The following is an 11,796-nucleotide window of genomic DNA, read 5'->3' on the forward strand; positions in this document are numbered from 1 at the left end:
AGTTAGCGCCTTGTGGCCAGCAGGCCGATCAGAAAGCCTACGCCGGCGGCAATACCCACCGACTGCCAAGGGTTGGCTTGCACGTAATCTTCGGTTGCAGTGACCGCCGCCTGGCTGCGTTCGCGCAGGGAATCTTCGGTCAATTGCAGGGTTTCGCGGGCCTTGAGCAGGCTTTCATGAATCTTGCTGCGCAGCTCGTCAGCCTGGTCGCCGGCGAGGACCTTGGTGTCATCCAGCAACTTTTCGGTGTCGCTGACCAGGGTTTGAAAATCCGCCATCAGTATTTCTTGAGCAGTCTTTGCAGTTCTTCTGGCCATGGTTATCTCCGTGATTGGCTGATCTGTACGTTTCGAGTCACCGGCTTCGGTGAAGGTTCAGTGCAATTGTGTGGTACAGCTTTTGCTTTGCCTTGGTGCGCAGCCCCGAAGGCTTGCGCTGAATCTGGGCGGTCAGGCAGGAAGCCTTGAAAAACCTTACCCTAAATAACTGAAATTCGCGGAAAAACCCTGTCGGCAACGGCCTGTTGTGTTGATCGCTGCGCTAAAGCGGTTCACGCCCTCTGAAGAGGGGTGGGACCGGCGGTGCCAATTTAGTGCGCGCAACCTGCGCTTGAACCGCTTTGGTGCTTTTTGCCTTTATCGCAGGCCTGCCAATCTCCATGGAAAATGTGCAAAGTGCAGTGGACACCCTCGTCCATAGTTCCAATACCCTGTTTATCCTGATCGGCGCGGTCATGGTCCTGGCCATGCACGCCGGCTTCGCGTTCCTCGAAGTCGGTACGGTGCGCCAGAAGAACCAGGTCAACGCCTTGTCGAAGATCCTCAGCGACTTCGCCATCTCCACCCTGGCCTATTTCTTTATAGGCTATTGGATCTCCTACGGTGTGAGCTTCATGCAACCGGCAGCGGTACTCAGTGCCGATCACGGCTATGGCCTGGTGAAGTTTTTCTTCCTGCTGACCTTTGCGGCGGCGATCCCGGCGATCATTTCCGGGGGCATTGCCGAGCGCGCAAGGTTTGCTCCACAGCTCTGCGCGACCGCGTTGATCGTGGCGTTTATCTACCCGTTTTTCGAAGGCATGGTGTGGAACGGCAATTTCGGCCTGCAAGCCTGGTTGCTCGCGACCTTTGGTGCCAGCTTCCATGACTTCGCCGGTTCCGTGGTGGTGCACGCCATGGGCGGCTGGCTGGCGCTGGCGGCGGTGTTGCTGCTGGGCGCGCGCAATGGGCGCTACCGCGAAGGGCGCCTGGTGGCGTTTGCACCGTCGAGCATTCCTTTCCTGGCGCTGGGCTCGTGGATCCTGATCGTCGGCTGGTTCGGCTTCAACGTGATGAGCGCGCAAACCCTGAACGGTGTCAGCGGTTTGGTCGCCGTCAACTCGCTGATGGCCATGGTCGGCGGCACGGTGGCGGCCCTGATCATCGGTCGCAACGACCCAGGCTTCCTGCATAACGGCCCGCTGGCCGGGTTGGTGGCGATCTGCGCCGGCTCCGACCTGATGCACCCGGTGGGCGCGCTGGTCACAGGTGTCGTCGCCGGTGGTTTGTTTGTGTGGTTCTTTATTGCGGCCCAGGATCGCTGGAAGATCGACGATGTCCTGGGTGTGTGGCCCCTGCACGGTCTGTGCGGCGTGTGGGGCGGCATCGCCTGCGGCATCTTCGGCCAGACCGCCCTGGGTGGCCTGGGCGGCGTGAGCCTGATCAGCCAGTTGATCGGCACCGCCCTCGGTGTGCTGGTGGCGCTGGCGGGTGGCCTGTTGGTGTATGGCGTGATCAAGCGCGTCACCGGGCTGCGCTTGAGCCAGGAACAGGAGTATTACGGCGCGGACCTGTCGATCCACAAGATCGGCGCGGTCAGTCAGGATTGATCGGCTCGTCTGCCGGCCGATAAAAACCGTGTAGCAGGCGATAGCGGGTCTGTCGCACTTCATCGACCCGCGCTTGAACCTGTTGGTCCGGCAGGCCCAGCAGGATCAAGGCATGGGAGGCGAGCATCAGGCTCGACTCCAACAGCTCGGGTACCACTTCACTGGCGCCCGCGGCTTTCAGTTCTGCTAACTGGCTATCGTCGCGGGTACGCACCAGGATTGGCACGTCGGCGTTGATCCGACGCGCTTCCTTGAGTACCACCAGCGCCACATCGGTGTTGTCCACGGCAATCACCACCAATCGCGCGCGCTCCAGGCCGACAGCACTGAGCAACGCGCCACGCCGGCAATCGCCGTAATGCACGCTGCTGTCTTCAGTGGCGGCTTCCTGCACCCGTTCCGGGTCGTCATCCAGGGCGATGAAGGCTTGTTGTTCCTTGCGCAGAAAACGCCCGATGGATTGGCCGACGCGTCCATAGCCACAGATCACCGCGTGCCCGCGCAGCTCGGCGTTGAGCGCGGTGATTGCTTCCAACTGCACCTGCTGGTTGGGCTTGCGGTGCAGGCGCAGGGCGATGCCGGGGGCGGCGCGCAACAACAGCGGCGTGAGCAACATCGAGCAAAAGGTGGCCGCGAGCAGCAAACCGTTGAACTCATCCGGGATCAGCCGGCTCTGCTGCATCTGTGCCATCAACGCAAAGCAGAACTCGCCACCTTGGGCCAGGGCCAGGCCGCTGCGCCAGGCGGTTTCACTGTCGCTGCCGCGCAGTTTGACCAGCGCTGCGACCACACAGCCTTTGACCAGCATCAGCGTAAGCGTCAGCCCGAGGATCAGCAGGCTATGGCTGACAAACAATTGCAGGTCAATCAGCATGCCGATGCTGACGAAAAACAACCCCAGCAGGATGTCGCGAAACGGCCGGATATCTGCCTCGATCTGGTGGCGGTAATGGCTTTCGCCCAGCAGCATGCCAGCCAGGAAGGCCCCGAGCGCAGGGGAGAGCCCCAGCAGGTGAGTGAGCCAGGCCGTCAGCAACACAATCACCAGTGCCAGCAGCACGAACAGTTCCGCCGAGTGCGACGCAGCGACTTCATGGAACAGGCGCGGCAATAACCAGCGGCTGGCCAACAGCAGGCCGACAAACAGCACCACGGTCTTGCCCAGTGTCAGGGGCAGCGCCCAATACCAGGCTTGCTCGCCAGTGCCAGCGAACACCGGCACCAGGGTCAGCAGCAATACCGCCACCACGTCCTGGAACAGCAATACGCCAATCGCGTTCTGGCCATGGCTACTGAAGATTTCCCCGAGGCTGGTCAACTCCTTGCTGACGATGGCCGTGGACGACAACGCCAGCCCAGCCCCCAGCAACAAGGCAATACCCGGCGCCACCCCGAGGATCATCAGCAACAGCCCCAGCAGCACCCCGCAAGCCAGCACCTGCAAACTGCCCAGGCCAAACACCACACGGCGCAAGGCAAGCATCTTGGTCAGGGAAAACTCCAGGCCCAGGGAAAACAGCAGGAACACCACGCCCAGTTCGGCCAGGTCGGGCAGTTCTTCGCTGTCATTCACCCAATCCAATGCAGTGGGCCCCACGGCCAGGCCGACGCACAGGTAGCCCAGCACGGGGGGTAATTGCAGGCGACGAAACAGCGCAATCACCACCAGGGATGAGGCCAGGATAATCAGCAGGTTGGCAAACACACGCATCTCCGTTGCAGGGGGGGGCAGGCAAAAAGCCGCGAGAATCGTTGAAACAGTTATAGGCCATGGTGACCTGGGTCAGGTCTTTTCCGGTCAATGGACTGTCTTGTAGGAGCGAGCTTGCTCGCGAAGGACGTCAACGATAACGCGGACTTTCTGATTGACCACGGTGCCAGTGGATTTTTCGCGAGCAAGCTCGCTCCTACAGGTGGCTTGGTTTGGCTTAGAATGGATGCCTGTTTTCTGATCAGGTCCATTTGTCATGCTTCCTGAATGCCAGTTGTTCGGCACCCTGGGTTGTCACCTGTGTGAGATTGCCGAAGCCGAAATCATGCCGCTCGTCGAACACGGGTTGCTGGTGGAATTGGTGGACATCACCGACCCCGAGGACCTCACCGAAGCCTACGGCCTGCGGATTCCGGTACTTCGCCGAATAGACACCGGGGCGGAACTGGATTGGCCATTCGACACACAACAGGTTGTTGCCTTCCTTCGTTAGGTTTATGCGATGGCAGGTTTCCAAATATTAAGTTACTGCATGTTTGTACAGCGATTGAATTGAGGGAACGCCCGTGGTGAATGTTGAACAACTGAAAAGCAGCGTCAATCGCATGTCCGCCGACGTCGTGCGCGACGCGGTGAACGAGCTGCGCCTCTACGGCCTGGTCACGGAAGGCAAGACGCCGTTTAACAAAGTGCATTTCAATACCTGCTTTGCCGAGATCGAGGCGCTGTTCCAGCGCGCTGGCTACCACAAACAGCTGGATGTGGTGGGTTACCAGGGCTTGTTGTACGCGTTGTACGATCCGGGCCGCTGGGAGGCAGTGGACGTGCTGCGCTGGCTCAAGGAATTCACCGACGCCGCCAGTGCTTCGCCGATCCTGCGGGCGGAGTTGGCCAAGGCTTGAGATCCGCCCTAGGCTCAATCCCGCTCCATGCGGGATAATGCCCGCCGGTTTTGTCACAGGCTTCGAGCATTTCATGTCCACCTCCGGTTTTTCCGCGTCTCAGCACCAAGCCAGTACCTTGTATCTGCCGCCCGGCCCTTGGGTGACGGTGCTGGATTGTCTGTGCGAACACTTCCCGGCGATCAGCCGTGAACACTGGCTGGACCGGATCGCCCGAGGCCGGGTGCTGGATCTCAATGGCAGCCCGATCAGCCTGGACCTGGGTTACAAGGAAGGCCTGTGCATTTATTACTTCCGTGAAGTGCCAAACGAGAAAGTCATCCCGGTGCAGGAAACCATCCTGTATGCCGATGAGCATCTGGTGGTCGCCGACAAGCCGCACTTCCTGCCCGTGACTCCAGCCGGTGAATACGTCGAACAAACTCTGCTGCGCCGCCTGATTCGCCGCTTGGATAATCCCTCACTGGTGCCCTTGCACCGCATCGATCGGCACACGGCGGGGCTGGTGCTGTTTTCGGCTAATCCGGCCAGTCGTTCCGCGTATCAGCAACTGTTTCCCACACGCCAGATCGATAAATTCTACGAAGCCATCGCCCCAGCGCTGCCGGACCTGACCTTTCCCAGGGTGCATAAAAGCCGACTGGTCGATGGCGAGCCGTTCTTTCGCATGCAGGAAGCTGATGGCGTCCCCAATACCGAAACGGCGATGGAGGTGCGCGAGAAAAACGGCGATCTGTGGCGCTACGGCCTGTTCCCGGTGACCGGTAAGAAGCACCAACTGCGTGTGCACATGACTGCCCTCGGCGCGAGTATCTGCAACGACCCGTTCTACCCGGACGTGATCAAGGACGCCGTAGACGACTACGCCAACCCCCTAAAACTGCTCGCCCAGGGGGTGCGGTTCATCGACCCTGTTACGGGTGAAGAACGCCGTTTGCGCAGCCAGATCACCCTCGACTGGTAACCCCCGGAAACGACAAGGCCCGCGCGAGGCGGGCCTTGATGGCAAACGCTAAGACTTACAGGTCTTTGACGGTGCGAACCTGGTCTTTGTTGATGCGGGTCTGCTTGCCGTCCAACTGTTCGAACTCGTAGAAGCCCGAGTCCTTGTCGAATTTAGGGGTGTCGACGGCCTGGATTTCGCGACCGTCATTCAGGGTGATCACTGTCGGCGAGGCGCAACCGGCGAGGGTGGCGAGGCCCAGTGCAAGCATGAGAGCGGCGATGGTCCGTTGAGTCATGAGTCTGTCTCCGAGAAAATACTTTTTAATAGCTGACCTTGTGACGCGTGCGGCGCCGACAAAGTTCCTTGTGCGAGGTTCATTCTGACACGCCCGACGGCGTCTGTAACAGCTCCGGCGTATTAAGGTTGGCCAGGCGCGGGTCATCTGCCGGGCACTCCAGGCCCACGCCGCCCAGTTGCAGGAAGAGCTTGCGCGGGCTGCGTTCACCGGCGTGCCAGGCGCTGTCCACCGCGTCGCGCAGGCCTGTCGGGACGATGCAGATCAACGGTTCCCAGAACTCACCATGACGCACCATCACCGGCAGCAGCGGGTTGCGTTGCGCGGTCTCGCGCAGCGCCTGGATCAGCCCAGCGTCGATATGCGGTACGTCGCACGGCACTATCAGCAGGTGCGGATGACGGGCGGCGGCGAGTCCCGCACGGATACCGGCGAGCGGGCCGGGGAAGTCCGGGCTGTCGTCGGCTACCAACTGGTCGGCATAGGCGGCATAGCGCTGCGGGTTGCGGTTGCACGAGATGATCAGGTCATCCGTGAGCGGTCGCACAAGACGCTGCAAATGCGCGATCAAGGGCTGGCCGCGCCATTCCACCAGGCCTTTGTCCTGGCCGCCCATTCGCTGGCCGCGCCCACCGGACAGCAGCAAAACCGAACAGGGCAGTGGGGGCGAATCGATAGACATGGCAGTTCCGCAGCGGCAGCAAAAGGGGGGCCTGTGATATAACATCGGGCTGTTCCTTCGACAACCGGACCGTGCCATGAAAGCCAAGGCAGATGCGCCCTTCGTACCCCTGAATATTGCGGTATTGACCGTCAGCGACACCCGTACCCTTGAAACCGATACCTCCGGCCAGGTCTTCGTCGACCGCCTGGCGGCTGCCGGCCACAACCTGGCCGAGCGTGTGCTGCTCAAGGATGACCTCTACAAAATTCGCGCCCAGGTCGCCCACTGGATTGCCGAAGACGTGGTGCAAGTCGTGCTGATCACCGGCGGCACCGGCTTCACTGGCCGCGACAGTACCCCTGAGGCGGTAAGCTGCCTGCTGGACAAACAGGTCGATGGCTTTGGCGAACTGTTCCGCCAGATCTCCGTGGCCGACATCGGCACCTCGACTGTGCAGTCCCGCGCCCTGGCCGGTTTAGCCAATGGCACCCTGGTGTGCTGCCTGCCGGGCTCCACCAATGCGGTGCGCACCGGTTGGGATGGCATCCTTGCCGAGCAACTCGACAACCGTCACCGTCCGTGCAACTTCGTTCCGCACCTGAAACAGGCTGAGCCTTGTGAATCCCGTGGGTAAGCCCGGCAAGACCGGCGCGCTGTTGCCGGTGGAGGACGCCTTGGCCCAACTGCTGGCCATGGCCGAAGCCGCGCCGATCCGTGAGCAGGAAATCCTGCTGCTGGCGGATTGCGATGGTCGTGTACTGGCGCAAGACCTGATCTCCACCCTCGACCTGCCGCCGTGGCCGAACAGCGCCATGGACGGTTATGCCGTGCGCCTGGCGGATTGGACCGGCGAACCCCTGGTGGTCAGCCAACGCATTTTCGCAGGCCAGGCGCCACACCCCCTGGCCGCCGGTACCTGCGCCCGCATCTTCACCGGCGCCCCAGTACCGGAAGGGGCTGACTGCGTGGAGATGCAGGAAAACGCCGTGGTCCACGCCGATGAGCGTGTGAGCTTCACCGAACCCCTACACCTCGACCAGAACATCCGCCCCCAGGGCCAGGAAACCACCGTAGGCGAGCTTGTTTTAACGGCTGGCACGCGCCTGGGCCCGATTGAACTCGGCCTGGCCGCGTCTCTCGGCCATGATCGCCTGGCGGTGATCCGTCGCCCACGCGTGGCGGTTCTGTCCACCGGCGATGAGTTGATCGAGCCGGGCTTGCCGCTCGGGCCGGGGCAGATCTACAACAGTAACCGGCGCGTGCTGTGCTCATGGCTTACGCGCATGGGCTGTGAAGTGATTGACGCCGGTATTCTGCCCGACGATCTGGAGCAAACCCGCGCGCGCCTGGGCGGTTTGGGCCGTGTCGACTTGATCCTGTCCACGGGCGGTGTGTCGGTGGGCGAGGCGGATTTCCTTGGGATCGCCCTGCGTGAAGAGGGTGAGTTGGCGTTGTGGAAACTGGCAATCAAACCCGGCAAGCCGCTGACCTTCGGCCACTTCCGTGGCGTGCCGGTGATCGGTCTGCCTGGCAACCCGGCGTCGACGCTGGTGACGTTCGCGCTGCTTGCTCGGCCTTATCTGCTGCGCCGCCAAGGTGTGCAGGAGGTCGAGCCACTGCGCTTCGAAGTGCCCGTGGGGTTCACGTGGCCCAAACCGGGCAACCGTCGCGAATACCTGCGCGGTCGCATCGAGCAAGGCCAAGCGATCATCTACCGCAACCAGAGCTCCGGCGTGCTGCGCAGTGCGGCGTGGGCGGAGGGCTTTGTGGAGGTGTTGGAAGGCACGACCTTGGAGATCGGCGATACCGTCAATTTCATCCCGCTCAGTGAAGTCCTGAACTGAACACAGATCAAAAATGTGGGAGCGGGCTTGCTCGCGAATGCGGTGTTTCAGCCACTAAATGTGCTGACTGACCCACCGCTTTCGCGAGCAAGCCCGCTCCCACAGTTAGTTTTGTGTTGTCGGTGAATCAGTAGTCATCCCCACGCTCCGTCACGTCCCTCTCCACCGGCCCTGCATCCGGGTCATACCCCACCGGAAACTTGCCCTTCAGCGTCCATGCAAACGCAATGATTTCGGCAATCGTGCGGTACAACTCCTCTGGAATACTGTCACCCAGTTCCATCCGCGCCAGAAGCTTCACCAGCTCGGCGTTTTCATAGATCGGCACTTCGTTTTCCCGCGCCAGCTTCAGGATGGCTTCGGCCAGGGCATCGTCGCCCTTGGCGGTCAAGGTGGGTGCCTGTTGGCCGTCGTACTTGAGGGCAATCGCCTGACGCGGTGGCGTAGGGTTCTTCATGCGGTTTCATCCACCCAGCGTTGTTCCAGCCCGGTTTTCGGCCCGCGTGGCGGAGTACCGAGGTGGCAATCGAGGTCGCCGACATTGATGCCAGACGTCACCAGGCGTTCGCGCAAGCTGCCCAAGTGACTTTCGATCAAACTGGCGGTGAATGGCCGCGAGGCCCACAACTGGCTGGACAGTTTGCCCTGGCTCAATTGCGCCTGGACCTGCAACGGCCCCAGCGGCTCCATGTCGAAAGCCAGTTCGACGCGCCAGAGCATCTGCTTGGCGTCCTTTTTCTCTTTGCGTTCGGGCTGGTCCTTGTCCGGCGCCGGTTCTTCGCGCTGGAACTTGACCTGCAATGGCACGATGTCTTGCAACGTGCGCATGGGGATTTCCAGCTGCCAGGTGGTTTGCAGACGGCCGTCGGCGGTGGTGCCGGTCTGTTCCAGGCTCGACAACTGATGACTCTGCAAGCGCGAGATCGCTCCAGCGGCCAGGCGCAGCAGGTTTTCCAAGTCACCTTCGCCTTCCAGTTTCGCCATCAGCCGTTCGGGCAAGGGAAAGCCGGCAGGTATCTGGCGCGCGCTGACTTGGCCTAGGGTGTTCAAAGGGCTGCGCACGAAGTTGGGCAGCACCTGGGCCAGGGTATTGGCAGCGAGGATGGCAGTCATATTGGTGCTGGCGGGCAGGGCCGGCAGCAAGTCGGCGACCAGGCGCAGCAAGGCGCCTTTCATGTCCAGCGGTGGGACCTGCGGGTTTTGCCCGGCGAGCAGCCTGGCTTCCAGAAATGCACCGCTGTTCTGGATGACCTGCGCCAATACCTTGGGGTTACTGACCTGGGCCAGGTCGGGCAGGGCAGCGAGTAAACGCTCAGCGGCGCCGCGCAGTTCGGCCGAGGTGCTGTCGCCGCGTGGCAAATTTTGCAATGCAGTGAAGACTGCATCCAGCGAGCCCTGGCGGCTTTGCTGGGTCGACAGTTGCTGCGTGACCGCCAACTGATCCTTGAGCCCGCTCAGCGGCACAAAGCTCAAGGTCTGAGCGTTCTGTACCACGGCGCTGAGCAGGCTGCCGACGCGCAACGGCTGCGGGCTTTCCACGGTCAGGCTAGCGCCAGTCAGTGCGCTGTTGAGCACGGTGACCAACGAGCGATAGATCGCCGGTTGCGCCGTGCCCTGAGGCAACATCTGGGTGGTCAGCACTTTGGCCTGCAACAGCGTGCCCACCGGCATCTGGTTCGTGTCGATGCGGGTGAGGGCCGCGACATTGGCGCTCAAGGCCTGTTGCAGGCTGAGGGTCAGGTTGCCGGTGGGCGTCTGGCTTACCGCCACATTGCTACCCAACGGCAGCGGCTGCGGGCTGCTCGCCTGCACCAACGTCTGGCGACCGCCTTCAAGGGTCAACTTGAGCAGCAACTGAAATGCTTCACCGCCCTGTTTCAGGGCGATGACTTCGGCGTTCGCGGTTTTCCCAGGGTCGATCAGGCCGATCTGCGGCTCCAGCAGTTTCAGCAACTCGCCGGCCGCAGGCGCAGGGCCGGGCCCGGCCGCCGGGGCGGGTGGAAGCGTAGGAAGGTTGATCTCACCGGTCATCGCGCGCGTCGTCTCTGGGGAAATTGCCCTCTTTAGAGTAGGGCATCACATGTATAATGCCGCCCGTCTGCAAAGAGAGCGGTAAAAACCTCACAACTATTTGATCCAGCTCTCTAAAATCGGTCGCCAAAGCCGTTATTGTGCATTTCTCTTTAACGGCCGCTGCACCGCCGACTTGAACCGTAAAGGCCCGCGATCTTTTGACCAGCCCTCTTCTTGAAGCCGTAGCGCTCTCCTGTGAACGCGACCTGCGCCTGCTGTTCGAGCACCTCGAACTGCGGCTGGCGGGCGGCGACATGGTGCAGGTCAGCGGCCCCAACGGCAGCGGCAAGACCAGTTTGCTGCGCCTGTTGGCCGGGCTGATGCAGCCGACGGCTGGGGAAGTTCGGCTCAACGGCAAGGCGCTCCACGAACAACGCACCGAACTTGCGCGCAACCTGATCTGGATCGGCCACGCTGCCGGCATCAAGGACGTGCTCACTGCCGAAGAAAACCTCAGCTGGCTCAGTGCCCTGCATCACCCCGCGTCCCGCGATGCCATTTGGCAGGCCCTGGCCGCCGTCGGCCTCAAGGGTTTCGAGGATGTTCCCTGCCACACCCTGTCCGCCGGCCAACAGCGCCGCGTGGCCCTGGCGCGTTTGTATCTGCCGGGCCCGCCGCTGTGGATTCTCGACGAGCCCTTCACCGCCCTCGACAAACAAGGCGTGGCCCAGTTGGAAGAACACCTGGCCCAACATTGCGAGCAGGGCGGTTTGGTCATCCTCACGACCCACCACACCCTGACGCGCATGCCTGCTGGCTATCGCGATCTTGATCTAGGGCGGTGGTCGGCATGAGCGTATTCGCCCTGTTGGTCGCCCGTGAAGCACGCTTGCTCTGCCGTCGCCCGGCTGAGCTGGCCAACCCGCTGGTATTCTTCGCGATTGTCATCGCGCTGTTCCCGTTGGCCGTCGGCCCCGAGACTAAACTGTTGCAAACCTTGTCCCCAGGACTGGTGTGGGTGGCCGCGCTTTTATCGGTCCTGCTCTCGCTGGACGGGCTGTTTCGCAGTGATTTCGAAGACGGTTCCCTGGAACAGTGGGTCCTTTCGTCGCACCCCCTGCCACTTCTGGTACTGGCCAAGGTACTGGCACACTGGGCTTTTTCCGGCTTGGCGCTAGTCTTGCTCTCGCCGCTGCTGGCGATGATGCTGGGCTTGCCCGTCGAATGCCTGCCGGTGTTGCTCCTGTCCTTGTTGCTCGGTACGCCGGTGCTCAGCCTGTTGGGGGCGGTGGGCGCAGCGTTGACCGTGGGTTTGAAGCGGGGCGGCCTGTTGCTGGCCCTGTTGATTCTGCCTTTGTACATCCCGGTGTTGATCCTGGGCAGCGGTGCTTTGCAGGCCGCGCTCATGGGCATGCCGGCGACCGGTTACCTCTTGTGGCTTGGTAGCCTGACCGCCCTGGCGGTAACCCTGACACCCTTTGCTATAGCGGCCGGCCTGAAGATCAGCGTCGGCGAATAATGAGGTCTGGTTAAGCGTTGTCTTAACCAGTAAAG

General features: G+C 61.7%; 14 protein-coding genes. 8 read left to right on the plus strand and 6 right to left on the minus strand.

The window, feature by feature from the left end:
- Positions 1 to 2 precede the first annotated feature (2 nt).
- A complete protein-coding gene (locus tag HX793_RS25785; RefSeq protein ID WP_177095869.1) occupies positions 3 to 317 on the minus strand; it encodes an ElaB/YgaM/YqjD family protein in 315 nt (104 codons plus the stop codon).
- Positions 318 to 658: 341 nt separating this feature from the next.
- On the opposite strand from HX793_RS25785, the gene HX793_RS25790 reads away from it, so the two are divergent.
- Positions 659 to 1,867 (plus strand): ammonium transporter, encoded by a 1,209-nt coding sequence (locus HX793_RS25790; RefSeq protein WP_177051332.1) that lies wholly within the window; start codon positions 659 to 661, stop codon positions 1,865 to 1,867.
- Here HX793_RS25790 and HX793_RS25795 read toward each other — a convergent pair.
- Positions 1,854 to 3,578, minus strand: a complete 1,725-nt coding sequence (locus tag HX793_RS25795; protein WP_177095922.1) for a cation:proton antiporter — start codon at positions 3,576 to 3,578, stop codon at positions 1,854 to 1,856. The two genes, HX793_RS25790 and HX793_RS25795, sit on opposite strands and share 14 nt — an antisense overlap.
- Positions 3,579 to 3,834: 256 nt before the next feature.
- On the opposite strand from HX793_RS25795, the gene HX793_RS25800 reads away from it, so the two are divergent.
- From HX793_RS25800 to HX793_RS25810, 3 genes are all read left to right on the plus strand, one after another.
- On the plus strand, positions 3,835 to 4,071 hold the full coding sequence (locus HX793_RS25800; RefSeq protein WP_016978477.1) for a glutaredoxin family protein: 237 nt from the start codon (positions 3,835 to 3,837) through the stop codon (positions 4,069 to 4,071).
- 73 nt (positions 4,072 to 4,144) lie between these two features.
- Positions 4,145 to 4,480, plus strand: coding sequence for a transcriptional regulator (locus HX793_RS25805; protein ID WP_177095867.1), 336 nt, complete (start codon positions 4,145 to 4,147; stop codon positions 4,478 to 4,480).
- Between the two features lie 73 nt (positions 4,481 to 4,553).
- Positions 4,554 to 5,444, plus strand: a complete 891-nt coding sequence (locus HX793_RS25810) for a pseudouridine synthase (protein WP_025999897.1) — start codon at positions 4,554 to 4,556, stop codon at positions 5,442 to 5,444.
- A gap of 55 nt (positions 5,445 to 5,499) precedes the next feature.
- On the opposite strand, the gene HX793_RS25815 is transcribed toward HX793_RS25810, so the two are convergent.
- Positions 5,500 to 5,721, minus strand: a complete 222-nt coding sequence (locus HX793_RS25815) for a YgdI/YgdR family lipoprotein (protein WP_016978480.1) — start codon at positions 5,719 to 5,721, stop codon at positions 5,500 to 5,502.
- 79 nt (positions 5,722 to 5,800) lie between these two features.
- Entirely contained in the window at positions 5,801 to 6,403 is a 603-nt protein-coding gene (mobA, locus tag HX793_RS25820) for a molybdenum cofactor guanylyltransferase MobA (protein ID WP_177060073.1), read from the minus strand.
- A gap of 76 nt (positions 6,404 to 6,479) precedes the next feature.
- On the opposite strand from mobA, the gene moaB reads away from it, so the two are divergent.
- Positions 6,480 to 7,019: a molybdenum cofactor biosynthesis protein B gene (gene moaB / locus HX793_RS25825; protein WP_016978482.1), complete on the plus strand. Its 540-nt coding sequence runs from the start codon at positions 6,480 to 6,482 to the stop codon at positions 7,017 to 7,019.
- Positions 7,003 to 8,229, plus strand: coding sequence for a molybdopterin molybdotransferase MoeA (locus tag HX793_RS25830; RefSeq protein WP_177095865.1), 1,227 nt, complete (start codon positions 7,003 to 7,005; stop codon positions 8,227 to 8,229). Before moaB ends, HX793_RS25830 begins: the two co-directional genes overlap by 17 nt.
- Positions 8,230 to 8,356: 127 nt before the next feature.
- On the opposite strand, the gene HX793_RS25835 is transcribed toward HX793_RS25830, so the two are convergent.
- Both HX793_RS25835 and fliK read right to left on the minus strand, forming a co-directional pair.
- Positions 8,357 to 8,686, minus strand: coding sequence for an EscU/YscU/HrcU family type III secretion system export apparatus switch protein (locus HX793_RS25835; RefSeq protein ID WP_010211799.1), 330 nt, complete (start codon positions 8,684 to 8,686; stop codon positions 8,357 to 8,359).
- Complete coding sequence (gene fliK, locus HX793_RS25840; protein ID WP_177051342.1) at positions 8,683 to 10,260, minus strand: flagellar hook-length control protein FliK; 1,578 nt, start codon at positions 10,258 to 10,260, stop codon at positions 8,683 to 8,685. Before fliK ends, HX793_RS25835 begins: the two co-directional genes overlap by 4 nt.
- 200 nt (positions 10,261 to 10,460) lie before the next feature.
- Between fliK and ccmA the strand changes: the two genes are divergently transcribed.
- Positions 10,461 to 11,096 carry a cytochrome c biogenesis heme-transporting ATPase CcmA gene (gene ccmA, locus HX793_RS25845; RefSeq protein WP_016978485.1) on the plus strand — a complete coding sequence of 212 codons (636 nt, stop codon included), beginning with the start codon at positions 10,461 to 10,463 and terminating at the stop codon, positions 11,094 to 11,096.
- Positions 11,093 to 11,761, plus strand: a complete 669-nt coding sequence (gene ccmB / locus HX793_RS25850) for a heme exporter protein CcmB (RefSeq protein WP_003189951.1) — start codon at positions 11,093 to 11,095, stop codon at positions 11,759 to 11,761. Before ccmA ends, ccmB begins: the two co-directional genes overlap by 4 nt.
- Positions 11,762 to 11,796 lie beyond the last annotated feature (35 nt).

The organism is Pseudomonas reactans, from assembly GCF_013387025.1.
Lineage (GTDB): Bacteria > Pseudomonadota > Gammaproteobacteria > Pseudomonadales > Pseudomonadaceae > Aquipseudomonas > Aquipseudomonas reactans.